Annotated in this window: 28 protein-coding genes and 1 pseudogene; 12 read left to right on the forward strand and 17 right to left on the reverse strand. The window is 39.4% G+C overall.

Going from position 1 to position 25,685, the window contains the following annotated elements; genetic code table 11:
• The 3 genes and pseudogenes from BFP75_RS11205 to BFP75_RS11215 form a co-directional block, all read left to right on the forward strand.
• Positions 1–166, forward strand: a pseudogene (locus BFP75_RS11205) (IS1595 family transposase); the annotation flags it as partial.
• An 89-nt stretch (positions 167–255) separates the two neighbouring features.
• Positions 256–894, forward strand: a complete 639-nt coding sequence (locus BFP75_RS11210; protein WP_099545479.1) for a peroxiredoxin — start codon at positions 256–258, stop codon at positions 892–894.
• Between the two features lie 124 nt (positions 895–1,018).
• The gene (locus tag BFP75_RS11215) at positions 1,019–1,213 is read left to right on the forward strand and encodes a cold-shock protein (protein ID WP_094995761.1); all 195 of its coding nucleotides are present in this window, start codon (positions 1,019–1,021) and stop codon (positions 1,211–1,213) included.
• Positions 1,214–1,671: 458 nt separating this feature from the next.
• Here the strand turns inward: BFP75_RS11215 and BFP75_RS11220 are convergent, their stop codons facing one another.
• The 3 genes from BFP75_RS11220 to BFP75_RS11230 form a co-directional block, all read right to left on the reverse strand.
• A complete protein-coding gene (locus BFP75_RS11220) occupies positions 1,672–2,604 on the reverse strand; it encodes a peptidylprolyl isomerase (RefSeq protein ID WP_099545480.1) in 933 nt (310 codons plus the stop codon).
• Positions 2,605–2,680: 76 nt separating this feature from the next.
• Entirely contained in the window at positions 2,681–4,084 is a 1,404-nt protein-coding gene (locus BFP75_RS11225) for a M28 family peptidase (protein WP_099545481.1), read from the reverse strand.
• Positions 4,050–4,937 (reverse strand): PPK2 family polyphosphate kinase, encoded by an 888-nt coding sequence (locus BFP75_RS11230; protein WP_099545482.1) that lies wholly within the window; start codon positions 4,935–4,937, stop codon positions 4,050–4,052. The genes BFP75_RS11225 and BFP75_RS11230 overlap by 35 nt, the downstream gene beginning before the upstream one ends.
• A 23-nt stretch (positions 4,938–4,960) precedes the next feature.
• Here BFP75_RS11230 and BFP75_RS11235 point away from each other — a divergent pair, with 23 nt between their 5' ends.
• On the forward strand, positions 4,961–5,830 hold the full coding sequence (locus BFP75_RS11235) for a hypothetical protein (protein ID WP_099545483.1): 870 nt from the start codon (positions 4,961–4,963) through the stop codon (positions 5,828–5,830).
• A 98-nt stretch (positions 5,831–5,928) separates the two neighbouring features.
• Here BFP75_RS11235 and BFP75_RS11240 read toward each other — a convergent pair whose 3' ends face one another.
• The 10 genes from BFP75_RS11240 to BFP75_RS11285 all read right to left on the reverse strand — a co-directional run bounded on the left by BFP75_RS11240 (position 5,929) and on the right by BFP75_RS11285 (position 15,526).
• Positions 5,929–7,092, reverse strand: coding sequence for a sigma-54-dependent transcriptional regulator (locus BFP75_RS11240; RefSeq protein WP_099545484.1), 1,164 nt, complete (start codon positions 7,090–7,092; stop codon positions 5,929–5,931).
• Positions 7,093–7,103: 11 nt separating this feature from the next.
• Positions 7,104–7,979 carry a DUF6268 family outer membrane beta-barrel protein gene (locus BFP75_RS11245; protein WP_099545485.1) on the reverse strand — a complete coding sequence of 292 codons (876 nt, stop codon included), beginning with the start codon at positions 7,977–7,979 and terminating at the stop codon, positions 7,104–7,106.
• Complete coding sequence (locus BFP75_RS11250) at positions 7,979–8,902, reverse strand: mechanosensitive ion channel family protein (RefSeq protein WP_099545486.1); 924 nt, start codon at positions 8,900–8,902, stop codon at positions 7,979–7,981. Before BFP75_RS11250 ends, BFP75_RS11245 begins: the two co-directional genes overlap by 1 nt.
• 2 nt (positions 8,903–8,904) lie before the next feature.
• Positions 8,905–10,242, reverse strand: coding sequence for an ABC transporter permease (locus tag BFP75_RS11255; protein ID WP_099545487.1), 1,338 nt, complete (start codon positions 10,240–10,242; stop codon positions 8,905–8,907).
• A complete protein-coding gene (locus BFP75_RS11260) occupies positions 10,235–11,167 on the reverse strand; it encodes an ABC transporter ATP-binding protein (RefSeq protein WP_099545488.1) in 933 nt (310 codons plus the stop codon). Before BFP75_RS11260 ends, BFP75_RS11255 begins: the two co-directional genes overlap by 8 nt.
• Positions 11,168–11,473: 306 nt before the next feature.
• The gene (dnaJ, locus tag BFP75_RS11265; RefSeq protein ID WP_099545489.1) at positions 11,474–12,592 is read right to left on the reverse strand and encodes a molecular chaperone DnaJ; all 1,119 of its coding nucleotides are present in this window, start codon (positions 12,590–12,592) and stop codon (positions 11,474–11,476) included.
• Positions 12,593–12,601: 9 nt separating this feature from the next.
• Positions 12,602–13,174 (reverse strand): nucleotide exchange factor GrpE, encoded by a 573-nt coding sequence (locus BFP75_RS11270; RefSeq protein WP_099545490.1) that lies wholly within the window; start codon positions 13,172–13,174, stop codon positions 12,602–12,604.
• 139 nt (positions 13,175–13,313) lie between these two features.
• On the reverse strand, positions 13,314–14,276 hold the full coding sequence (locus tag BFP75_RS11275) for a TIGR01777 family oxidoreductase (RefSeq protein ID WP_099545491.1): 963 nt from the start codon (positions 14,274–14,276) through the stop codon (positions 13,314–13,316).
• A 97-nt stretch (positions 14,277–14,373) separates the two neighbouring features.
• Positions 14,374–15,042 carry a tRNA (5-methylaminomethyl-2-thiouridine)(34)-methyltransferase MnmD gene (gene mnmD / locus BFP75_RS11280; RefSeq protein WP_099545492.1) on the reverse strand — a complete coding sequence of 223 codons (669 nt, stop codon included), beginning with the start codon at positions 15,040–15,042 and terminating at the stop codon, positions 14,374–14,376.
• 1 nt (position 15,043) lies between these two features.
• A complete protein-coding gene (locus BFP75_RS11285; protein WP_099545493.1) occupies positions 15,044–15,526 on the reverse strand; it encodes a DUF4920 domain-containing protein in 483 nt (160 codons plus the stop codon).
• Positions 15,527–15,634: 108 nt separating this feature from the next.
• On the opposite strand from BFP75_RS11285, the gene BFP75_RS11290 reads away from it, so the two are divergent.
• Positions 15,635–16,711 carry a branched-chain amino acid aminotransferase gene (locus BFP75_RS11290; protein ID WP_099545494.1) on the forward strand — a complete coding sequence of 359 codons (1,077 nt, stop codon included), beginning with the start codon at positions 15,635–15,637 and terminating at the stop codon, positions 16,709–16,711.
• Between the two features lie 27 nt (positions 16,712–16,738).
• Here the strand turns inward: BFP75_RS11290 and BFP75_RS11295 are convergent, their stop codons facing one another.
• The gene (locus BFP75_RS11295) at positions 16,739–17,125 is read right to left on the reverse strand and encodes a nucleoside triphosphate pyrophosphohydrolase family protein (RefSeq protein ID WP_099545495.1); all 387 of its coding nucleotides are present in this window, start codon (positions 17,123–17,125) and stop codon (positions 16,739–16,741) included.
• A gap of 438 nt (positions 17,126–17,563) precedes the next feature.
• Here BFP75_RS11295 and BFP75_RS11305 point away from each other — a divergent pair, with 438 nt between their 5' ends.
• The 5 genes from BFP75_RS11305 (at position 17,564) to BFP75_RS11325 (ending at position 21,299) form a co-directional block, all read left to right on the forward strand.
• Positions 17,564–17,743 carry a hypothetical protein gene (locus tag BFP75_RS11305; RefSeq protein WP_099545497.1) on the forward strand — a complete coding sequence of 60 codons (180 nt, stop codon included), beginning with the start codon at positions 17,564–17,566 and terminating at the stop codon, positions 17,741–17,743.
• Between the two features lie 108 nt (positions 17,744–17,851).
• Entirely contained in the window at positions 17,852–18,223 is a 372-nt protein-coding gene (gene crcB / locus BFP75_RS11310; protein ID WP_099545498.1) for a fluoride efflux transporter CrcB, read from the forward strand.
• Between the two features lie 293 nt (positions 18,224–18,516).
• Positions 18,517–18,855, forward strand: a complete 339-nt coding sequence (locus tag BFP75_RS11315; RefSeq protein ID WP_099545499.1) for a P-II family nitrogen regulator — start codon at positions 18,517–18,519, stop codon at positions 18,853–18,855.
• A 27-nt stretch (positions 18,856–18,882) separates the two neighbouring features.
• Positions 18,883–20,121, forward strand: coding sequence for an ammonium transporter (locus tag BFP75_RS11320; protein WP_099545500.1), 1,239 nt, complete (start codon positions 18,883–18,885; stop codon positions 20,119–20,121).
• 113 nt (positions 20,122–20,234) lie between these two features.
• Positions 20,235–21,299, forward strand: a complete 1,065-nt coding sequence (locus BFP75_RS11325; RefSeq protein ID WP_099545505.1) for a porin — start codon at positions 20,235–20,237, stop codon at positions 21,297–21,299.
• Between the two features lie 72 nt (positions 21,300–21,371).
• Here BFP75_RS11325 and BFP75_RS11330 read toward each other — a convergent pair whose 3' ends face one another.
• The 3 genes from BFP75_RS11330 to BFP75_RS11340 form a co-directional block, all read right to left on the reverse strand.
• Positions 21,372–22,025, reverse strand: coding sequence for a DUF1684 domain-containing protein (locus BFP75_RS11330; RefSeq protein ID WP_099545501.1), 654 nt, complete (start codon positions 22,023–22,025; stop codon positions 21,372–21,374).
• 81 nt (positions 22,026–22,106) lie between these two features.
• A complete protein-coding gene (locus tag BFP75_RS11335; protein WP_099545502.1) occupies positions 22,107–23,528 on the reverse strand; it encodes an alpha/beta hydrolase in 1,422 nt (473 codons plus the stop codon).
• 78 nt (positions 23,529–23,606) lie between these two features.
• A complete protein-coding gene (locus BFP75_RS11340) occupies positions 23,607–24,074 on the reverse strand; it encodes an Lrp/AsnC family transcriptional regulator (protein WP_099545506.1) in 468 nt (155 codons plus the stop codon).
• Between the two features lie 121 nt (positions 24,075–24,195).
• On the opposite strand from BFP75_RS11340, the gene BFP75_RS11345 reads away from it, so the two are divergent.
• Together BFP75_RS11345 and purU are read left to right on the forward strand one after the other, a co-directional pair.
• Positions 24,196–24,585 (forward strand): hypothetical protein, encoded by a 390-nt coding sequence (locus tag BFP75_RS11345; RefSeq protein WP_099545503.1) that lies wholly within the window; start codon positions 24,196–24,198, stop codon positions 24,583–24,585.
• A 99-nt stretch (positions 24,586–24,684) separates the two neighbouring features.
• Positions 24,685–25,530: a formyltetrahydrofolate deformylase gene (gene purU / locus BFP75_RS11350; protein WP_099545504.1), complete on the forward strand. Its 846-nt coding sequence runs from the start codon at positions 24,685–24,687 to the stop codon at positions 25,528–25,530.
• Positions 25,531–25,685 lie beyond the last annotated feature (155 nt).

A 25,685-nucleotide genomic window follows, 5' to 3' on the forward strand; every position in this document is an offset into this window, starting at 1 on the left:
GGCATGGCTTAGGGGGATGCACCACCACGTGGGGGACCTACAGGACTATCTCGACGAATATTGCTACAGGTTCAACCGCAGCTTCATGAAGGAGGGCATATTCGACAACCTGATGCTCAGGATGGTAAATACCCCGCCATGCTATATCAAAAATATTAGTGGTTAAATGCCTAAGTCAATAGAGTTTTAACCATAAAACCAATTTATAAAACTAATAATCTAGTAATTTTGTAGGATAATCAAAATACAGAAATAATGGCAACAATAAGATTAGGCGACACGGCACCCAATTTTACAGCAGACAGTTCCATGGGAACTCTAAATTTATATGATTATCTAGGGGATAGTTGGGGAATTCTTTTCTCACATCCCGCGGATTTCACACCAGTTTGTACAACAGAATTGGGTACTGCGGCCAACTTTAAACCAGAGTTCGATAAACGAAATGTAAAAATGTTGGCCTTGAGTGTAGATGGAGCTGATTCCCACAATGAATGGATAAAGGATATCAACGAAGTACAAAACACAACAGTCAATTTTCCAATCATAGCGGATGAGGACAAAAAGGTTTCCACGCTTTATGACATGATCCACCCAAAAGCGGATAGTAATCTAACGGTACGGTCCGTATTCATTATTGCTCCGGACAAAACTGTTAAACTAATCCTTACCTATCCCGCCTCTACAGGGCGTAATTTTTATGAATTATTGAGAGTTATAGATTCGCTTCAGTTAACAGCCTATCATAAGGTGGCCACACCTGCGAATTGGGAACATGGGAATGATGTTGTGGTAAGCCCGGCAATTCCTACAAAGGAAGCCAAGGAACTATTTGCAAAGGGTGTGGAAGAAATAAAGCCTTATTTAAGAATGACACCTGATCCAACGGCATAAGAACCCATAAGAGAATGCATCCAAAAGAAAAAACTCATAATTATCAGATATCTTGCTAAAAAGCTATCTCATAAAGAATTAAACGCTATCTTCGCACTTTAATTTAATATTTAATTTTTTTATTATGAGTAAAGGAACAGTAAAATTCTTCAATGATTCCAAAGGTTATGGTTTCATCACCGAAGATGGTTCAAACACAGATCATTTTGTACACATTTCTGGCTTAATCGATGAAGTTCGAGAAGGTGATGTTGTAGAATTTGAACTACAACAAGGTAAAAAAGGATTGAACGCCGTTAATGTGAAGGTTCTTGACTAGGTAACGATTTAACTTTTTTATAGTTCTATAGCCCGGACAACTTGTCCGGGCTTTTATTTTTTTAAGTTCACGCAACCTTTTTACATTTTTTGAATCTTCCATAAAAGCATTTTTCAGTTCCCCAATACTAAAATCTGACTTATGAACACTTTCTTTGGAGTCCTTCTATTTTTGATTCTTTTAAATATCGCTATGTTGGCAACTAGTCTTAGAAGAAAGAAAAATTAATATTCCTAAAATTAAAGTAGGGTTTTGTAAGAACAAATTGTTACTCAAATGTAATTGAAATGCAGTTTGTTAACTTTAATACCCCTTATCCCAGATGAAAGTTTTTTTGGCCATTATTCTTCTTTTAATATTGTTCAATGCCATTTTAATGATCTCAAGTTATTTGAAGACAAAATGAAAACACCCCGAAAATTCCGAGGTGTTTCTTTAGTTTAGGACTGATTTTATACTTACCCTACCTTCATCAACTCAACATCAAAAACCAAGGTAGCATCTGGAGGTATGACGCCACCTGCACCGGCACTTCCATAGGCCAAATCCGATGGAATAACAAAGCGCGCCTTGTCCCCTACCCGTAGTAGTCCAATACCTTCATCCCATCCAGGGATTACCTGACCTACTCCCAATTGAAATTCAATGGGCGAACTCCTTTTGTACGAAGAATCAAAGACTTGACCATCTACTAAGGCTCCTTCATAATGTACCGATACCATTTTACCTTTCTCGGCCTTTGGTCCATCTCCCTTTTGAATCAATTTATATCTGAGACCGGAATCCGTTTCGTCAAACCCAGCGGCAACTTTGTCCATAGCCGTCTTTTGTGCCGCTTTTGCAGCGGCCAAACGCTCCGCTTTTGAAGTTTCAAAATTTTCAAATGCCTTTACGGCATCCCATGCTTTGACCCTTTCCCCAACTCTCACAATCTCCACGGAATCCATGGTATCCCCTTGGGAAATGGTATCCACTACTTCCTGTCCACTAACAACATGACCAAAAACGGTATGTTTACCATCCAACCAAGGTGTTGGCACATGAGTTATAAAGAACTGACTTCCATTCGTTCCCGGTCCCGCATTCGCCATGGAAAGTACTCCCGGTCCATCATGTTTCAATGCTGGATGGAACTCGTCATCAAACTTATACCCGGCATCACCCGTTCCCGTTCCCAGTGGGCATCCTCCTTGAATCATAAAATCAGGAATTACCCTATGAAATTTCAGCCCGTCGTAATAAGGTTCTCCTAAATCCTTCACCTTGTTTTTCCTTTTACCCTCGGCCAAGGCGACAAAATTTCCAACTGTTCCAGGTGTTTTGTCATAGGTTAGTCTAACCAATATTTCACCCTTTGTAGTGTTGAATTTTGCGTATAATCCGTCTTCCATTTTACTTGTTTTAAATGAGGTGCAAAGGTAATCAAAAGAATATATTGGAGCCTAGAACCACTTATCCAACTTTCCGTTAGGGAGTTAAACCATATTTATCCACAAGGTATACCAAACTCGTCATGGATGCGGCACCTAGCTCGAGTTCCCTTTTGTTGACCTGTTCAAACGTATCGTTTTCCGCATGGTGATAATCGAAATATCTTTGGGAGTCGGGTCTGAGGCCGGCCAACGTAATACTTTCATTCTTCAAGGGACCGATATCCGCTCCACTTCCCCCCATTTCAAATAAATGAATTAAATATGGCTCAAAAAGGTCTTTCCAGCCCATGATTTTTTCAAAACTTGATTCGGGGCCATCAAAAGTAAATCCCCGTGGAGTGAATCCCCCAGAATCGCTTTCCAATCCAAAGATGTGTTTTTCATTATTTTCCTTTGCTATATTGGCATATTCCGTTCCGCCCCGCAAACCATTTTCCTCGTTCATGAACAAAACAACACGAATGGTCCTTTTTGGTCTGTAGCCTATTTTCTTAAAAATCTGCAATACCTCCATACTCTGCACACAACCTGCCCCATCATCGTGGGACCCATCGCCCAAATCCCAGGAATCCAAATGTCCTCCTACCACTATAATTTCCTCTGGATGGGTGCTTCCCTTTATTTCACCAATGACGTTGTACGACTCAACATCCGCAAACTGCTTACAGTTTTGCTTAAAATAAAATTTGATATTGGGATTCAATCTTAAAGTGGCACTCAACAATTCGGCCGCGTTGGTACTTATGGCCGCTGCGGGGATTTTTTTGTTTTCCGGCAAGTCCCCGTAACTCATGGAACCGGTGTGGGGATAGTCATCCAATCTTAAGTTCATGGACCTGACAATAATACCTATAGCACCATATTTGACAGCTTCCATTGCTCCGGTGTAACGTTGATCTACACACCCCGAATATGAAGCAAACGTATTTATAAAGGTGGGGTCCATAGGCCGATTGTAAAAAACGATCTTACCCTTGATTTGCGCTTCTCCCAAAGCAGCCAAATCCTCAAGGCCCTTTACTTCTACCACCTCAGACTTAACCCCATTTGGCGGGGTAGCCACGGATCCTCCAAGCGCGGTGATGGGAACGTTGGTAGTAACACCTGGTGAGGTTTCAAAATATGCGAATTCAGGTATACCCCTTACCCACTTTGGTACCATAACCGGCTGTAACCAAACTTTATCCAAACCAAGGGAATCAAGTTCTTGCTTTGTATAGTTGACGGCCTGTTGGGCCTGAATAGATCCTGAAAGTCGCCCTCCAATTTGATTGGAGAGATAGTTCAACCAGTCATATGACTTCCCTTGGGTCAATGCTACATCGTAGATCCTCTTAATCTGTTCTTGGTCTGAATTTTGGGACCACGCGGCCTGAACAAAAAAAAGGCAGAAAATGCCCAGTTTAATCGTTCTTTTCACTTCGAAGTTGATTTTCATAGTCGTCTAAATTAGCCATTATTTCAGCTTCCAAGGTGGGCTCCTTTATATCTTTGTATTTTTTTAACCTTTGTAACAAAATCTTGGCAACAATGACTCGGGCCGCCTTTTTATTGTCCGCCGGTATAGTATACCAAGGGGCGTGTTCCTTTGCAGTATTATTTATCGCCTCTTCATAACAAAATTGATAGTTGTCCCATAATTTCCGTTCCTTAAGATCTCCTGGTGAGAACTTCCAATGTTTCTCCCGTAACGCTAATCTTCTCAACAGTCGCTGTCGCTGTTCCTCCTTGGAAAGATGTAAAAAGAACTTGAATATAATCGTACCATTTTCATGTAAGTGGCGTTCAAAATTGTTTATCTGCTCAAAGCGTTTGTCCCAAAACCTCTGGTCTATATCCGCCACACTATGTATGCCCGGTATACGTTCATTAAGAATGTATTCAGGATGGACCCGGGTTACCAGCACATTTTCATAGTGGGTCCTATTAAATACACCGAATTTTCCCTTGGCGGGCAAGACCAAATAATGCCGCCACAAATAATTATGGTCCAATTCCAATTCCGTTGGTACTTTAAAACTATGCACTTGCACACCCCTAACGTTGAAGTCCTTGAACACCTCTCGCACGAGACTATCCTTCCCTGCAGTATCCATTCCTTGAAGACAAATTAGTACGCTGTACTTGTTATGGGCATAAAGAATGTCCTGAAATTCTCCCAATTCCCTCCTAATCTTACCAAGATCCTTTTTTAATTGTTTGTCGGTTTTACCAAAATCCTCAAAACTTGGAACCTTAGCGATTTGGATGCTTTCTTGAACCCTATATTTTTCAGTATTTATATAATCCATACCGAAATATAGAATATTAATCGGTGAAGTGGGAATCCATTCAAAAAAAAATGCCCGTTCGACCTAGAAAACGAACCAATGAACTATTGAACGAACAACTTTGCTTTCCTATCGAAAAAATAAGTCCCAAGGCCGATAGCCATTGTAACTTTAACCCTGTAAAAATCCCAAATTTTACGACCAAACTTATTCGAATGAACAAAACCTACACAAACCTAATCCTTGTAGTATACCTTATTTCCCTTAGTTCCTTTGCAAACCTTAGGGAATGTGAATATGCGGAAGCTAACATTGAATTCGCAAAGTCCCAAACGGAAAAGGCATTGGAAAATCCCGACATAAACATTCTAAAATACCATGTTTACAAGGCTATAAGCGCGATTCAAAAAACTGAAAAAAAACTTTCCAATTGTGGTTGCGAACATGCCCAAAAAGATTTGGAAGAGAGCGTTGAAAACTTAAAATTGGCCACAAAACAGGAAGAGCTCTTTAAAGCAAAGGACTTACTTTTAATATCACTGGAGAGTATCATGAAGGGTTTGAACTCACTTTCTGAACATGAGTACCATGAAGAACAAAAAAGGGAGGTATTGGCAAAGGCCCAATCACAAGAACCCAATGGGAATAGTAAGAAAACGGTGGTAGCGCAAACCGTAAGCCCCATATACAAAGAGATAGATCAATCCTTAGAGAGGTACAGAAAATCGCTCAATACAGTTGTTGAGACCGTCAATTGTAAGGAAGCAAGTAGTTTTGCAAAAAACATTATCGAGCAATGCGAAAACCAGCTATTGGTGGAAAGCCTTACCGAAGGTAAAAAATACTACTATCTCAGAACCAAGGAAATTACGGTAAATGCGTTGGAGAAACTTCGTGATTGCTACGGTAAGTAACAATCACCCGTCGAAGACCTTAATAATTCCAATACTTAAAGTTTATAATCTAGAGTAACACCTTATTGGATCATAAAGCCTTAGGGCGTTACTCGAAATTATTTACTGGCAAAAAGCTTGACATCCTCTTCAGATACTTCTGTTCCTCCTAAAATTATGAGTCTTTCCACCACGTTTCTCAGTTCCCGTATATTACCGGTCCAATCATAGCCTTTTAGAAGCTCGATGGCCTTGTCCGAAAAGGTTTTGGCAGGCATACCTTGCTCATCGGGAATCTTTTGGGAAAAATATTCTATCAATAATGGGATATCCTCCCTCCTCTCATTAAGACTTGGCACCTTGATCAAAATGACAGCGAGCCTATGATAAAGGTCCTCGCGAAATTTTCCCTCTTCGATTTCCTTTTGAAGATTCTTATTGGTGGCAGCAAGTACCCTAACATCTACTTTGATATCCTTATCCGTACCCACCCTTGATATTTTATTTTCCTGCAGGGCCCTAAGTACTTTTGCCTGTGCGGAAAGGCTCATGTCCCCAATTTCGTCCAAGAATATGGTTCCTTTGTTAGCTGCCTCAAACTTTCCGGCCCTATCCTTTACGGCAGAGGTAAATGCACCTTTTACATGGCCAAAAAGTTCGCTCTCTATTAATTCCGAAGGGATAGCAGCACAGTTGACCTCAATAAAGGGCTCCTTGCTCCTAGCGCTTTTCTCATGCAACCAGTGGGCCACCAATTCCTTACCGGTCCCATTTGAACCAGTAATGAGCACCCTGGCATCCGTAGGCGCCACTTTTTCGATCATATCCTTAATAGCAGAAATTTCAGCACTTTCCCCTACCATTTCATAGTTCTTGCTTACTTTTTTCTTTAATATCTTATTTTCGGCCACCAAGTCCTTTCGATCCAGCGCATTTCTAACGGTCGTCAATAATCTATTTAAATCTGGGGGTTTTGAAATATAATCGAAAGCCCCCAATCGCATAGTGTTCACCGCTGTGTCCAAATCCCCATGACCGGAGATCATTATGAACGGAATTTCAGGTTTTATTTTTCGGGCGGCCTCCAAGACCTCAACACCGTCCATCTTGGGCATTTTTATATCACAAAGTACCAGGTCATAGTCATTGTTTTTAATAGTTTCCAGTCCTTTAAGACCGTCTTCGGCTTCCTCAAGGGTATAGCTATCACTTTCTTCGGAAAGTATTTTCACCAATACCCTTCTAATAGCGGCCTCATCTTCAATCACTAAAATCTTTGACATAATTCTTACTTTTAAATTCCTATTCTAAATCCCGTTCTAAAATAAAGTCCGGCTGAATCGTTCAACGTAAAGATATCCCTTCTATCATCGTCCCTAAGGGCCCCGTTTTGAAATAGGGAATATCCCCCAACCAAATAAACGGACATATCCTTGGTTATCTTATACTGGTATCCCAATGTCAATAATAATGCCGTATAAGAAACATCTGTAGACAATATGTTATTCGATAACAAAATATTGTTCTGGATATTTACGTAGTACCCATCCAGAAATAATTCCGTCTGAAAGAAATGCCCCTTTGGTGTAAAATACTTCATACCCGTTTTTGGGACTCCCAAAATATAGGACCAGCTGGGGTGAAAACGCTTTTCATAATACAGTACGGGCAAAGGTACCTGTACCGGTGAATTGGAATTATAGGAAATTCCAAGAACCAAGCGGAACGGTTTTTCTATGTCCTTCTTGTCCTGGTAGGCACCTACCGTATAATTTATGTTAAAATCGTCCTCTTGAAGTTCCTTTACAAAATTTGAAGACCATCTTGGGGTAACTACGCCCACCATTCGCCATTCTTCCGAGATTTTATACACGTACGCAAAATTGATATCAAGAACATGTAGCTTTCTTAAGTCCCCGGCATTTGCGAACAAGGTATCCGGAACTTCAAAATTATATCTGTTGTACTCGCTTCCTAATACAATAAAATCCTTTTTACCGCGCACGGCTATGGGAACGTTTGCCAATAATTTGATTCTCGATGTTTCAACCCCGGCCCTATTTTCCGGCATTAACATATATTCCGCCCTGAAGACATCCGGAGTTTGCCCCAAAATTGTAAAATTTACAAAAATCATTAAAAATAGGGCCTTCCTATATTTGCCCATCATTACTTGGTATCTGTTTGGACATTGCTATGCTGAAAAGGGGTTTGTTGATAAATATGAACGTCCCTTTGTGGAAAGGGAATGGTTATATTGTTTTTTCTAAAGGCAGCATCGATTTTGTAGCGAAGTTCACTTTTTAGCCTAGGATCCGTGAAGCTATCGCTGATGAAAAAATTAAGGGAAAAAAGCAAGGCCGAGTCGCCAAAATCCTCAAAAAGGACAAAGGGCTTTGGGCTTTTTAATACCCCTCGCTGTTCTTTTACCAGGCCCTCCAGAATACTGGTTACCAATTGGACATCACTACCGTAAGCAACGCCTACTTTTACGTTTTCCCTTGTTGTCTTGTGGTTCTGGGTATAATTGTAGACAATATCACTTATAAAATGATGGTTGGGAATGATGATGATTTTATCGTCTCTTGTAATGGCCCTGGTTGTGCGTAGTTTTATCTCAAAAACCTTTCCAACTTTACCATCAACCTCTATGATATCACCAACACGCAAAGACTTGTCAACTATAATGAATATCCCTCCGATAATATCCTGAAACAAATCCTGTAAGGCCAGACCCAAACCAACGAACAACGCTGCCGAGGCAGTTATCAAAATAGTGATATCTATTCCCGCTGCGCTCATGGTAAAAAGGATTACCACGATGTAGACTACATACTTTATGAATTTGAAGATGCTGATAAACTTCAGCTTATCATCCGTCTCCATTCTTCTTGTAAATAATCGACGTACCCACTGAAGTACAAAACTTGTTACAACAAATGCAAGCGTCAACAATAGCAGAATGCCGATGGTAATGTGAATGGATTTATCCCCTGATGTATAATGAAATCCAAGATCAAGGAACTCCTTAATGGAACCCCATATATCTTCCTCGATAATCTCCTTTATTTTTTCTTTGTCCTCCTGGGCCATTATCAGTATTTAAGCCATTTAAGCAACTCTTTATAACTCGGTTTCTTACCGTACATCAGAATCCCTACCCTATAAATTTTCGCTGCCAGCCATACGATTGCAATAAAGGTAAATATTAATATCAAAATTGAGGTGGCCAACTGCCACAAGGGAACACCACCTTCCCCGATTCCACCCGGAAGTCGCATCATCATGACAATGGGAGACGTTAAAGGGAACAAGGAAAAACCTACGGCAATGGGTCCGTGCGGATTGCTAAATACCGAAAAGAAACCCACATAAATGGCCAACATTAAAGGTAGAATGATTGGAAAGATAAACTGTTGGGTATCAGTTTCGTTGTCAACAGCGGCACCAATGGCCGCGTATATGGAGCTATAGATTAAATATCCCAAAATAAAATAAACCAGAAAAAAGAATACCAAAAGAACCCAAGGTATATCCATAATTTCCTGGGCGTACAAAAGCATATCCGAATCCGATGAAGCCATGATGGGATTTGGAGCGCCACCCATTGCCGGACCGGCACTTCCTCGTGAAAGATCTGCTGGGTCCATATCAAAAATAGCCATGGAAACTACTAACAAAATACCTCCGGATAAGATCCAAATACCAAATTGGGTAATACCGGCCAATGATGTCCCTATAATTTTACCCAGCATCAACTGAAAAGGTTTTACCGAAGAGATTATGACCTCAATGATCCTACTGGTCTTTTCCTCAATAACGCTGCGCATTACAAAGCCTCCATAGATAATAATGAACATCATAATCAAGTATCCAAAACCTCCACCAATGATCGCTTTAATCTCATTGATTCCCTTAAGGTTGTGTTCACCGTCAAAAGTGGAAATGTTAAGTTCATATTCGCTGTCCATTTCTGCATATTCACTGGCAGAAATACCAAATTCCCTTAGTCTTTCCTGTTTCAAGCGTTCCTTGAAAATTCGTTCCAATCGCTCCAACGTATTGGTGCTGGGCGCATCCTTGCTGTAAAAGAAAGAACGCTGGCTTACCTTCTCCAGATTAGACTCATTGGGCAAATATACCAAGCCGTAATAACCCATGCTCATTGCGGAATCCTTTGCCTGCTCCAACGAGATATCCCTAAACTTCACAAAAGAAGTACTTTCTGAGGTGATAAACTCATTGTCAAAAAAATCGCTTTCGTTCAAAACTGCGATTATTCTTTTTTCATTGTCATTGAGCTTTGTTAGATAAGCGATGAGGATAATCATCCCCACCATTAGGAAAGGACTAAGAAAAGTCATGATGACAAAGGACTTGTTCCTAACCTTCGCTAAATATTCCCTTTTTATGATTAATGAAAGTTTACTCATGAACAATACCTTGTTTTTCTACGGTTCTGATAAAAATCTCATTGGCCGAAGGAATTGTTTCCGTGAAATTCTTTATGGTTCCCTGAGTTCCTAAAAAATGTAACAATTCATTGGATCTGCCATTTGGAAGTTGTACCGAAAAATCCAATTGATTTTTAGTGATGTCGGAATCCAAAATTGTGAAACTTCCCTCTAATTGTTCCAATAATACTAACGGGGCCGAAGTGTCTATACCCACCTTAAAAATATTTTTTTTGAAGGCCTGCTTGATATCGTATAGTTTTCCGTCCAGTATCTTTTCCGATCGATGGATGAGGGCGATATACTCGCACAATTCCTCAACGGATTCCATTCTGTGCGTTGAAAAAATGATAGAGGTACCATTTTGGCTTAGTTTTAAGATTTCATCCTTTATTATACCGGCGTTTATTGGGTCGAATCCACTGAACGGTTCGTCAAAGATCAAAAGCTTGGGCTCGTGAAGTACGGTAACGATAAACTGTATCTTCTGAGCCATACCTTTGGAAAGTTCCTGGATTTTCTTGTTCCACCAATCGCCAATATCCAGCCTGTCGAACCAATACTTTAACCGCTGCTTTGCATCGTTTTTGGACAAACCCTTAAGCTGGGCCAAATAAAGAGCCTGCTCGCCCACTTTCATACTCTTGTAAAGGCCCCTTTCCTCTGGTAAATATCCTATTTGGGCAATATGTTCGCTTTTCAATGGCTCTCCCTCAAAAAATACCGCTCCCTGGTCAGGATATGTAATCTGATTGATAATCCGTATCAACGTAGTCTTGCCTGCCCCGTTGGGACCTAGCAAACCATAAATACTGTTTTTAGGGATTTCTATGGAAACATTTTGCAAAGCAGTGTGGTCACCGTACCTTTTGGAGACCTTATTTGCGACCAAAATATGATTCATGCAAGCAATTTGTTCAAAGATATTGAATTGTTTTCATCCTTTAATATTTATTGGACTTAATAGGCCATATGTTATTCGCCAATAATTGTCCCCGCCGATGTGCAGTTTTGTTGTGGGCCATTCCTTGGGACATTTTTTCTAACAAAGTTTTATTGGAACGTGGTTACAAAATATCCTAAAAACAAAACCCACCCTCAATAGAATTAAGGATGGGAAAAAAATTGCTATGAAAAAGAAAATTAATATTGGTTACCCAATATTGTTTCAAATATACGTTTTTTATTTAAACAGCAAATATTTTCACGATTAAGATAACATATCCTTCACTTTTTCAAAAAACGATTTATCGGATTTTTCTGGTTTTGGTTCAAAATTTTCATTGCCCTGCATACGTTCAAAGAAGTCCCTTTGTTCCTTGTTCAATTCTTTAGGTGTCCACACATTAACATGTACCAACAGATCCCCACTGCCATACCCATTAAGGCTGGATATGCCCTTTCCACGTAATCTTAGTATTTTACCGGATTGGATTCCTGGTTCCAATTTAATTCTCACTTTTCCACCTACAGCGTCAATTTCTTTTGAAGTACCTAGGATGGCATCCGTTATGCTGATATAAAGATCGTAATGTAGATTGTCCCCTTCACGCTTTAAAGTCTCATGCTCCTGCGTTTCAATGGCCACCAATAAATCTCCTGGAATACCGTTTCCGGGAGCATCATTACCTTTTCCGGGCACTTTTAATTGCATTCCTTCTTCTACTCCGGCCGGAATGTTTATGGACACGGTTTCTTCCGATATTTTTAAGCCTTGGGCATCTGCATCCCCAGGCCTACCATCTAAAATTTGACCGCTTCCGCCACAGGCACTACATGTTGCAGCTGTTTGCATCCTTCCCAAAATGGTATTTTGAATTTTTGTTACCTGTCCGCGGCCATTGCATGTAGTACATGTTTTATAGGTAACACCTTCAGCCTGGATTTTCCTTCTTACCTTGACTTTTTTCTCTACCCCATTGGCTATCTCGTCCAAGGTAAGTTTTACCCGGATGCGAAGATTGCTTCCCTTCACCCTGCGTTGGCCACCACCGCCAAAACCGCCAAACCCACTAAATCCACCTCCACCAAAGGCACTGCCGAATATATCTCCGAATTGGCTGAAAATATCGTCCATATTCATTCCGCCGCCGCCAAAACCGCCACCTTCAAAGGCAGCATGACCAAATTGATCATATTTTGCCTTTTTGTTGGGGTCGCTTAAGACTTCATAGGCTTCGGCAGATTTCTTGAACATCTCTTCCGCCTTGGCATCACCCGGATTTTTATCTGGATGGTATTGCAACGCCTTTTTCCTGTATGCCTTTTTTATTTCGGCAGCGGAGGCACTTTTACTGATACCAAGTACTTCGTAATAATCTTCCTTCATACAATTTGATTAGTTTCCAACAACTACTTTTGGATGTCTTATAATTCTATCGCCCAGCTTGAAGCCTTTTTCAATCACATCGATAATTTTTCCCTTCATATGATCTTCGGGTGCCGGTATTTGGGTAATGGCCTCATGGATTTCTGCATCAAAAGCATCCCCTACACTTACTTCAACCTCTTGTAAGCCTTTGGATTTTAAGGTTTCCCTAAACTTTACCTTGATCAATTCCACACCCTTGAACATTTCCGTATCCTCAGATTTGGAAAGCTCCTTTAAGGCCCTATCGAAATCATCCAATACCGGTAGAAGGGACACTATTACTTCCTGACCTGCGGTTTTGAACAACTCCATGCGCTCCTTGGATGTTCTTTTCTTATAATTTTCAAATTCGGCAAAAAGTCTCAAGAACTTATCCTTCTCCTTACCCAATTCCTCTTTTAAACGTTCTTCTTCGGTCATTTCAATTTCCTCTTCTTTAACCTCCTCGGCATGCATCTCCTCATTGTCCATTTCATGCTCCAATACTTGTTCTTGGGAAAGTTCTTCTTCGATATGTTCGGTCTTATTTTTCTTGCTCATGTTCAATACTTGTTTAATCTTAGAAAATGAGTCGGCAAAAGTACTGCCAAATCTTTAAAAATGTCAAAATGTCACCAAACTTTATAAAAAAATCCGCCAAAAGCGGATTTACGTATATCGGATAAGTGCAACACAAGGTTTATGACGCATATTCCTTTGATATATCATTGGATATCTTAGAGTTGGATTCCTTTTCCCCATAAATATTCTCCAAGGCGGAACAGATATTCTGATATTCAAAAATAAATCCTTCCTCTTCAATTTTTTTACTGCTTACACGTTGGCTCGCAAAGAGCAAATAACTCATTTCCCCAAGAATGAGCTCCATTACCCCTTCAGGTATGTTTGGCAAAAACAAAGGTCGGTTTAGTACCCGTGCGATTTCCTTTATCAATCTATTATTTGTGACGGGATTTGGTGAAACTCCATTGTAGGTCCCTTCCAGTTCATTTTCCATTGCGAAGAGAAAAATCCTGGCCAAATCAGAAACGTGTATCCACGATTGCCACTGCTGTCCAGAACCGAAGGCCGCACCGGCATAATACTTGACAGGTTTCGCCATTTGAGGCAAGGCGCCTCCCCTATCTGACAATACCAGACCAATCCTGATCTTAGAAACCAACATTCCTAGATTCGTAAATTCATTGGACTTTTCTTCCCAAGCAGCTACCACTTCCCCTAGAAAGCTATTGTCAATAGCATCCTCGCTTTCCTCATAATAATTGGATAAGGAATCTGGATAAATACCAATGGCAGAAGCGGATATCATAGTGGTGATGTTGTGATTGGGAAGATTGCCCAAAGCCTTTCGCAACGTAGCCAACGAATCAATCCTACTGTCCATGATTTGTTTCTTGTACTTGGGCGTCCATCTTTTGGAGATGCTCGCCCCGGCCAAATTAATGATGGCCGATACACCGTCAAAACACCGGATATCAATTTCACCATTGCCAGGATTCCAATAAAACCCTTTAAGATTGGACCTGGATTCCAATTTGTTCTTATTAGTGGTCAAAAAGTGAACCGCATGACCTTTGGCATGACATTGAGATACCAATTCCGTACCAACCAATCCTGTCGCTCCTGTTATTAATATCTTCATGTACCAAAGATATTGTTTTCGCGTAAGGGCCTATGTATGTTTAATTTGGATTTAACATAGGTAGGAGGTTTTTAAGACAAATTAACTGAACCCATTTCTACGAATTCACTTTTCTCGCCCTAAGCATTTCCCTTTTACCGGGCGGTCCGGGAAGACGCTCCACTTGAAAACCCACGTCCTGCATCGCCCTTCTTACACTGCCCTTGGCGGCATAGGTGACGAGAACACCGTTCATTTTTAAGGCTTTGAACATTTTATGGAATATAACTTCTGTCCAAAGTTCTGGTTGTACCCGAGCTCCAAAAGCATCGAAATAAATTAAATCGAATCCATTTGAATAATGGATTTCCTTAAAATCCCTTTGAACCTTTTGAATACAAAAATCCTGTGTGATCATGGTGGTTTCTTCCCAAGGAGAGCTGTGCAATTTTTCAAAATCCTTACGGTTTTTTAGGGCATCCAGTTCTTCTACATAATTCAATTGACTGATTTCCCAATCACTTACAGGGTAGGCCTCCACACCAACATATTGGATCTTCAAGTCCCTTTTTGAAGCCTCAAGAAGTGTAATGAAGGCATTGAGTCCCGTACCTAATCCAATTTCCATAATAGAAAGTTCCTGATGTTCGAATAAATTCAGTCCGTTCTTAATAAAGACATGGTAGGCCTCCTGTATGGCCCCATGCTTGGAATGGTACTGTTCGTTCCAACCTTTTATTTGGATGGTCTTTGAACCATCGGCCGTAACAATAATTTCCCTTTCCAAACTAGTTCTTGATAAGAACCCCACTTGCCTCAAAACTATAGGTCTTTTTGGGCATGGTTATCTTTGCCAACTCCTCTTGGCCAGCACCGGCATCCTTCGCGTAGTGTTTCTGATCTTCCACGCTCATTTCCTCTACAAATGCAATTCCATCCACTACCACATCCTTGCCAGCGATATCCTTGGGTACAAAAAAACCATAGTCCTTAAACCGCACCATAGCTTCATTACCATTTGAAAGCGCTACCTTCATCCAACAGCCCTTGGCCTGGCATACTTCCTTTACCTTACCAACGAACTTGGTATTTAGGGTGTCCTTCGTGCTTAAACCATCATAAATCGACATCATTTCATTGGAAGTACCAACTTTTGTTTCATCCACCCACGCACCGAATATATTTGATTTATCCGTGTTTGGTTCTTTTTCTTGACCGATGGACCAAAAACCCATCAATAAAAACACAAGCAAAATGTTAAAACCTTTCATATTGTTCAAAAATTGATTTCCGACTGCAAAACTGCTCAATTTTAAACTAAAAAAGAAGTTGCTGTGCAGATATTTGATTAATTTTAATTTATTAAAGAATATTTTGGAATGAGCGTAGAAACAAAAAACGTTAATATTAGTATAGAAAGGGCAAAGACCTCTAAAATAGACCAAGTCGATTTTGACAATCTTAAATTTGGGTCTGTTTACACGGATCATATGTTGGTCTGTGATTATAAGGAAGGGGCATGGCAAGCTCCAAAAATTATGCCCTATCAACCTATCATGTTAGATCCTTCGGCGAAGGTCTTCCATTATGGACAGGCCATTTTTGAAGGCATGAAGGCTTACAAGGATGAAAATGGGGATATATTCTTGTTTAGACCTTTGGATAACCAAAAACGGCTTAACATATCCGCTAAGCGACTTGCCATACCGGAATTGCCAGAGGAATATTTCATGGAGGGCCTAACTACCTTATTGCAATTGGACAGCGATTTCATCCCAACGAAAGACGGCTCATCCCTATATATTAGACCTTTTATGTTCGCTTCCGGAAATGGCTTTCATGCATCCCCGGCAGACGAATATAAATTCATAATAGCCTGTGCCCCCTCAGGTTCCTATTTTTCGGGAAAGGTAAGGGTCTTGATAGAGCAGACCTACTCCCGTTCCGCCAATGGCGGGGTTGGGTACGCAAAGGCAGGTGGCAACTATGCGGGACAGTTCTACCCTACCCAATTGGCCATTGAAAAAGGATATAATCAGGTTATCTGGACAGACGACACCGAACATGAATATATTGAGGAAGCCGGTGCAATGAACATTTTTGTTCGTATCAACGATACCTTGATAACAGGACCCACCAGCGATAGAATCTTGGATGGCATTACAAGAAAAAGTATTTTGGAAATAGCAAAGGACAACAATATTCCTACCGAAGTTCGGAAAATTACGGTAACCGAAGTAGTCAATGCTGCCAAGGACGGTTCTTTGAAGGAAATGTTCGGTGCTGGTACGGCAGCGGTCATTTCGCCCATTGCAGCCTTCGGTTATAAAGGTACGGATTACGACCTACCGGAATTGGAAACCAGTTATGCTTCAAGGTTAAAGAAATTGATTACTGATATACAGTACAATAAATCCGAAGACAAATACGGTTGGCGCTTTAAGGTAAACGACTAATTAAAAAAAGGGCTTTGAAGCCCTTTTTTATTTTTCCAAAATGGAAGCTATATCCGGTTTAAAATAATTCGGCCCTTTTAGCACCTTTCCGTCTTCCCGATAAATAGGTTTGCCGTCCTCACCCAATTTGCTCATGTTACTCCTTTGGATTTCGTTAAAAACTTCCTCTATTTTATGCTGCATTCCATGTTCCAAAATGGTTCCACAAAGAATATACAACATATCCCCAAGGGCATCGGCAACCTCGACAAGGTCGCCATTTGAAGCAGCCTCGAGGTATTCCTTATTTTCCTCGTCCATCAAATTGAAACGCAATAGGTTTTTTGTATTTCCCAAATCTGCCCGCATTACCTGTGAGACTCCAAGTCCAAAGGATTCATGGAACAACCTTACGGCGTTTATCTTACTTTTCATTCGTTACTTTTTATAGTTATTTAAGGTAGTATCTAAGGCCCAAAATATCAAATGCATAAGGTTTTTATTTAGTTAAAGGGCATTTCATGAAACATCTTGAGATTTAATTTAGCTTTGCATAAAAATAGAAATTATGTTCAGCACGGGACAAATTGTTTTTGCAGTTCTTTTTGCCGTTACTTTTTTTGTAATCACCATCTTCATGTACAAAAAGGACCTAAAATTGCATCAAAAGAATTATAAGGGAGTTAAATGGGTGGGAATATTCTTTATAATATTCATAATTATACTTTTCTGCATTAAGTATTCCCTTAAGAATTAACGTTAATTTTATGTACACCACAAAAATTAACGTTTTCACAACAAAAGCCCGGTTTTTCACGTATAGTATACCAAATAACGTAATTTTGCGTTATTCATCTATAAGGGGCAAATATTATGATGACATTCTTTATAATTTTATTGGTACTTATTACACTCAACGTGGCCATGGTCATTGCAAGCTTACAAAACGCAAGCAAAAAGTCGAAAAGACCTACAAAAATGGTTTCTGAAGAAAACCAGTCCGTAATCTATCCAATTAATCTCATTACTTCAAACTACAAAAAAGCCGTTTAGTTTTTATCTTTGTTAGGTATTGAATAAGACCCTTACAAGTCTTGAAACCAAACTAGATGTTTATTGGCGAATTACATCTGACCTTTTAGAAGTAATGAAATTGAACGGATGAAACAGTTTTTGCTGATATTTTTAGGCGGTGGCATTGGAAGCTTTTTACGATATTTAATTTCCAAGACCCTAAATTCACACTACCCCAACTTTTACTTAGGCACTTTTCTTGTAAATATTTTAGGCTGCTTTATCATAGGTCTACTAATCGGGCTATCTTTAAGGAACAATTATCTATCAGAAAACCAAATGCTATTGATGGCAACCGGTTTTTGCGGTGGTTTTACTACTTTCTCCACATTTGCACTGGAAAGCCATATACTTCTTAAGGAACATTCAATTTTGTATATGTCCGTATATCTTGGACTAAGTATTTTTATAGGTATCCTCGCCATTGCCTTGGGGCTTTACCTCTGCAAGTTGTTATAATCTTAACAGCACCCTCCTTAATTTATATTTATTAAACATTTTTTTATCTTTTTAATTGTTTTTTAAACAATTCTCATTAGAAAGTGACGTTTTGCTGCGTTATTTTCAAAAATTGGCTATTTCGTTTGTCTTTCCCTGTTCAAATTCACAAAATAACATCGTTTAAATATTCATACCTATAATTTTTAGGGGGGTTAATTACTATAATTACAAAAATATGTTACACACCCCCAAAAAAGAAGGGGTGTTAATTTTTTTAACATACATTTGAGCCATCTAAAACAATTAGTACAATGAAAAAAATCGAGGCAATTATCAGAAAATCCAAGTTTGATGAAGTCAAAGAGGCGTTGCATCAAATAGAGGTCAATTTCTTTAGTTACTGGGATGTAACAGGAGTTGGAAACGAAAAACAAGGTCATGTATATCGTGGTATTTCCTATAGTACCACAGACATTCAAAGAAGATATCTCACCATTGTAGTATCCGATGAGTTTGCGCAAAAAACGGTAAATGCAATTTTGGAAACCGCTTACTCGGGTAATGTGGGTGATGGTAAAATATTTGTTTCGGATGTCATAGAAGCGTACCGAATAAGAACCAAGGAAAGCGGTCACGCAGGAATCAACTAAAAATCAACTAACTAAAAACTTTAAAAAATGGACGCAGGATTATTTACAGCGAATAACGTATGGATGATGTTGGCTACCGCTTTGGTATTTTTCATGCATACAGGTTTTGCCTTTTTGGAAATAGGTTTAACCAGACAAAAAAACACGATCAATATTTTATTCAAAAACATATTTATAATTACCGGAGGCCTATTATTGTATTATGCCTTTGGATTTAACCTGATGTATCCCGGTTTTGAGGATGGGGACGCAGGCATTCTTAAATTCGCCGGGTTCGGAATTGCAGCACCTGAAGGGGGCATGACCCCTGATTATGCCGATGGTGGATACACTTGGTGGACTGACTTTCTTTTCCAAGGGATGTTCGCCGCTACGGCAGCGACCATTGTTTCCGGGGCAGTTGCTGAGCGAATCAAGATAGGTTCCTTCATGATATTCACCATTGTATACGTTGGATTGGTCTACCCCATCGTTGGTGCTTGGAAATGGGGTGGAGGATTTCTTGATTCTTGGGGATTCTATGATTTTGCCGGTTCAACCTTGGTACACTCCGTAGGTGGTTGGGCAGCCTTGGTTGCCGTAACTTTATTAGGTGCCAGAATAGGGAAATTTGGAAAGGACGGTAAACCTAATGCAATACCGGGCCATAGCATTCCAATGGCAACGGCAGGGGTATTGATTCTTTGGTTGGGATGGTTTGGGTTCAACGGAGGGTCCGTACTTTCGGCAGACCCAGAATTGACTTCCTTGGTTTTGGTAACGACAAGTTTGGCCGCAGCGGCCGGTGGTTTTGGTGCCATGATAACTTCTACTATTCTCTACAAAAATCTAGACCTTACCATGTTTCTTAACGGTATCCTAGGAGGCTTGGTTGGTATTACTGCCGGTGCAGATTTAATGTCTCCCAACGAAGCCGTTGTTATAGGTTTCTTGGCAGGTATACTGATTGTATTTGGTGTTGCCTTGATTGACAGGCTAAAATTGGATGATCCCGTTGGGGCTATTGCCGTTCACTTGATCTGTGGTATTTGGGGAACCTTGGCCGTAGGAATTTTTGGCAGCAAAGCAGGCATAGACCAATTATTGACACAATTATATGGCGTTTTGATTATTGGTGCGTTCTGTGTAGTGAGCGCAGGTATCATTCTTGGAATACTTAAAGCTACCCTTGGTCTAAGAGTTTCAAGGGAAGAAGAATTGGAAGGTCTGGATATCCACGAGCATGGAATGGACGCTTATGCCGACTTTAGAATGAACCAACATTAGAATGAATAAAAAAACGGAGCGTTTTGCAGAACGCTCCGTTACATAACCCTTTCACTTTTACTTACACTTAATAATTAAAATAATAATCCTGCATGGATTTAAAATTCAAACTTATGAAACAGATTATTAATACAAAATTCGTAAAAAATATCCTTTTTTCAACATTGGCGCTTTTTTCAGCCGTATCATTGGTAGCTCAGGAAGAAGAAGAGGCTCCAAAGTTTACTTTGAGCGGTTCTATTGACGCCTACTATAGAGCAAATTTGAATGCCGGAAACGGTGTAGATGCCCAAGCTCCTGGTAGTTCTTTTGCCAATTTGCCCGGTTTTGCACTTGGTATGGCAAATGTTATTGCAGGCTATGAAGGCGAAAAGGTTGGTTTCGTTGCTGACTTAGTTTTTGGCCCTAGAGGTACTGATGCGATTTTTGCTTCACCGATGTATTCAGCTACAGGTGATATTGTGAACCAATTATATGCCTATTGGAATGTAAGCGATGCCGTTACCTTGACATTTGGTAACTTCAATACTTTTTTGGGATACGAAGTTATTTCTCCAGTTGCAAACTTTAACTATAGCACATCTTATCTGTTTTCCTATGGTCCGTTTTCACATACAGGATTGAAGGCTGATTTTGCAATTTCTGATGATTTTAGCTTGATGTTGGCCGTAATGAACCCAACGGATTTAACCGAATTTAATCCCGTTGGCCAATATGCCTATGGTGTGCAATTAGGTTATAGTGGACAATATGCCAACCTTTTAATAGATAATGGATCTTATGAGATTGACTTTACTGGAGGTTTTGACCTTTCAGATTCCTTCTTCCTTGGGCTGAACGCCGCTTACTTTAATGGAGATGAAGAAGATGGTATAGGAAGTTTTGCAGGTGTTGCAGTCTATCCTCAATTGGCTACTTCAGAAAACTTTACCCTTGGATTAAGAGGCGAGTATTTTACAGAAACTGATTTCTTTGGAGCTATAGGTGCCTCAGATGCTGAGGGTGATGCCAGTGTTTTTGCAGTGACCCTTACAGGTAGTGCAACTATAGGAAACTTAATGATTAAACCAGAACTTAGATTGGATAGTACTTCTGAGGATACCACTTTTGTAAACGGCAATGGAGAACCAATTGGTAGTTTGTCATCATTTCTTTTAGCTGCTATATACTCTTTCTAGTCAGTGAAAAAATAAGGACTAATTGATTTTTGTTTAAGTTCATAGTATAAAGCCCGGTGGAACCACCGGGTTTTATTTTTTATCGAAATTCTTGATCCCGGCCAGTATTCTGGTATCCAAGTGATTTACTGCAGGCACCAAGGGGCAGGAATATTTTTTGTTGTATACACAATACGGATTATAGGCTTTATTAAAATCGATGGTAATTCTATTGCCATTGGGAATCCTTACATCCAGATACCTGCCACCACCATAGGTTTCCTCCCCGTTTGTTAAATCCGTAAAGGGAAGAAACAGATAATCCTCGTATCCTTTTTCTTGTATTAGTTCAGGGTTCTGGTAAACCTCCAGTTCGAAAGGTTTTCCGTGAAGCTCGAATTTCACCTTGGCGTAGACCACTTCTTCTGATTTCCTATCAGTAGTGGTAGGCATCAAAAAGGGTGCCGCATCCGGGGTCCTAATAAATTGGGCTTCTACCACATAGTTCGTATCTGGTGCAAAAAAATCAAGTCCCTTAAAATCCTTTCGAAACCTATCCGGTAAGGGTGACACGTCTGGATCTTTGAATTCCTCATTCAGTTTCTGCTGGTGGGCCAGTATATCGGCAATCTTATCCGTAGGAGCCTCAGAGACCAAATTTGGTTTTTCATCGTGATATTTCTTTGCTTCATTACAGGAGCTAAACATACCAATTGAAAGCAAGATTAGGACCGTTGATCGATACATCGTTCTATTTTTTTCAAAAATACTATATGATTTTTCTTGTGAAAAGATTAAAGTACCGTTTAACGCCAGCTTTCAACAAATCTATTGATCTTCGATACTCTTATACCGGGCATCCTTTAAATACTTGTAAACAATGGCATTGAACTCCGGGGTAATTCTAAACAGTGCGGTATGCTCCAACCCGTAAAGCTCTTCTGTATTGTCATATCCCGTTTTCAATAATTCCTCCAAATAGAAAATTCCGGTACCATAGTCCTCAATAAACGCGCTGTAGGAAATCACCTTTAGATAATTTTCGGGATTTTTTGGCTCCGTAATGGTCTTCAACTGGTACAAAAAGTTCAGAGCCTCCAAATCCACTTGCTTATCGGTTGCAATGATATTGAGATTATCCGATATCAACGCATTCAAGAACCCTCGAAGCCTGTTTGCCATCCGTTTCTCAAATTCATTACTACTCTTGTCCATTTTGTCCAATTCGGACATTTGAAAGTTCCACCAACCCAAATTATTATAATTATAGGTCAAAATGTCCTCTTCCAAATAGTATCCATAATCTTCCTTGGTCAAGGTTTCCTTTAAAAAGAAATTCTCCTGTAAGCGTTTTTTAAACCTGTAGGTTTTACTCCTTCTAAGTATCTTTTTGGATGTTTTTAGAGAATCCAAATCCCCAAAAGGATTATAGACCTCAATAGCGTTATCCAAGGCATTTTCGGCCAACAGCGGCTTATCATTGGATAGCAGTTCATTAGCCCTTATTAAAGAACTTTGGTAGTACTCATTGACCAAGCTGTCATTTCTGGGAACAGTCCCTTTAGCCATTTCAGATAATGTAAAAGATCTAAGGGCATTGGCCGTTTGATCTATTGGAGCCCACTGATGTTCCCCTTCAAAAAACAGTAATAAATTAGGAAACTTAAGGTTGTCCAATATTATTTTGCTTTCCAAGAGTTCCCTATAATTATAGTCAGATCGACCGGCTATTCCAATAAAGTAAAACATGTTTTTTCGTGTAAGTACCTCTGTATTGGCTAATGCGGCGCCGCAGGAAAGAACACCTTTGATATCCTTTATAAATGTAGGCACCAAGGTAGCAAACCTTCCACCGTCTCCTATACCTCCAACGTACACTCTTTCTTTATGTATAGGAATCATATCATATACCGTATTGAGCATTCTATTGGCTATCAAGACATTTTGTGAGAGACTTAAGGTGTCCTTTAAATCATTGGAACTCGCGAGAATATAACCTTCCTTTTCAGCAGCGGACGAAAACATGGATAAGGCAGCCCTACTACTTCCTTGCATGTCAAAAAGAAAAAGAACTGGCCAAGCCTGTGACATATTGAAATTAGATGGAAGGTATAAAGAAAAAGTCTCCGTATCACCTCCTTCGCCTTTAATGGCCAAACTATCATTGATAGTCCCTTTAACGATTTTTAGTTGTTGCGAAAAAACGGCCAAAGGCACAACCCATAAAATCAGAAGTACTATTTTTTTCATACTTAAATCTACAACAAAAATCTAGCCAAAATTTAAGGCCAAATTAATAATTGATCACAATAATTGTCAGAATATATTTTAATTAGGCATTTCCATTTTCCGTACCGGACTTATGGGAGCATTTGAAATCACTTGGGAAAGAACGATATTGGTCCTAGTTTCCCCATATTGGATTAATTTATCAATAAATTTTTCCAAATGGAACTGGTCCTTTAAGACTACTTCCATAACAATGTTCTCATTTCCTGTAATTCTGTAACAGTTCACTACTTCATCAAAGGAATCCACCATCGCCAAAAATGGCTTGAGTTTGCCCATGAAGGCCCTTAATGTTATAATGGCCTTTAACTGATGTCCGGTAAGGGAATGGGAAACTTTCGCATGATACCCAGTTATTATTCCCAAATCTTCCATCTTTTTGACTCTTTCCCCAACTGCAGGTGCAGTTAAACCTATGGACCTCCCAATATTTGCGAAGGATTCCCTGGCATTTCCCTGTAGTTTTTCAAGAATTTTCCAATTGAGTTTGTCTATCTTTACATCCATAATTTTTTTAACTATTATATTTTCGAATGTAAAGTAATTTAAAATATTTGATTTAGAATCAAAAGACATTTAAGAATTACCTGTAGTAATTTTATAATGGTATACGTTTAATATACTTACCATGTCCCAAAAAAATCTTAGAAATATTCCAGTATATAGAAAAGCCTTGGAACTTTGCCGCACTAGCCGGGAAATCGCCTCCTATGTTTCCTTCAACAAAGATCTTTTGAGATTGTACGAAAGTAACAGTCTAAGGGATATCATTGCCAATTCCATTTTAACCGATGCTATCCTTATTTCACAAAAAATTGCAATGGTAGAATCCTCACGATCCACTTCTGAACGTTTGCAAAACGTTTCCTTCATTAACATCATGATCAGAAATATTAATTCCTATTGCCTTGGACTGGAAAAAGACGGGGTAAAGGAGACAGAATATATTAACCTGCTACGATCAGAATTAAAAAGCTTTAGAAAGTATTACAGAAAGTGGAAGGTTTCCATTAGGTAAAATCCAATTTTTTTTAATTTGAACCGTTTAGCAATTTTAGTCATTCCACTTAATTGTGAGTATGGGTATCCAATTGTCTAATACTATAATTTTTTAAAATTGAAAATTATCATACTAATTAACTGTCCCGATCAAAAAGGTATTATAAGTTCAGTTACAGGATTTATTCATGCCCAAAAAGGCAACATTGTTTATCTAGACCAACATGTGGATAAATCTGCAGACGTCTTTTTTATGCGTTTGGAAAGTGATTTTGAGTGCGTTGATATAGAGGTACTTCAGAAAAAATTCGATACGGAACTGGCAACCAGGTATCAAATGCACTGGAGTTTACATACCGACATGAAAAAGCCTAAAATGGCACTTTTTGTCTCCAAGTACAATCATTGTCTTTATGATATATTAAGCCGATTCAATTCTGGCGAGCTCTCTGTTGAAATTCCATTTATACTGAGCAATCATCCAGATTTAAAATATATAGCCGATCAATTCGCAGTACCCTTTCATCATATACCCTTCAATAAAGAAAACCGTAATTCAAGCGAAAAAAGGCAAATAGAACTCCTCAAAGAATATGAAGTGGATTTTATTGTGTTGGCCAGGTACATGCAAATTGTCAGTAGCTCATTAATTGATCTTTATCCCAATAAAATAATTAACATCCATCATTCATTTTTACCTGCGTTTGCGGGAGCCAAACCCTACCATGCAGCTTTCGAAAGAGGCGTTAAAATTATTGGGGCCACTAGCCATTATGTAACAGAGGAACTTGATGCAGGCCCCATAATTGAGCAGGACGTTGCCCCTGTTTCGCATATGCACTCTATTTCCGACTTTATAAGTAAGGGGCGTGATTTGGAAAAAATCGTCCTGTCGAGAGCCGTTAAACTCCATGTTCTTAGAAAAACAATGGTGTACAACAATAAAACGGTTATTTTCTCGTAAAACACCTTATTTGTAGGAATTACGGGTGATAACTTGCTGTTTTTCAAGTATCGAATTTTTTATATTGTTTTATTTTTGTTTATTTTGAATACAGTTTCGAACTAATTTCGAACTAATTCTAGCATGAACTTCAATTTCTATCTCTCTCCGTATAT

Origin of the sequence: Maribacter sp. 4G9 (assembly GCF_002742265.1) — a bacterium.
Lineage (GTDB): Bacteria > Bacteroidota > Bacteroidia > Flavobacteriales > Flavobacteriaceae > Maribacter.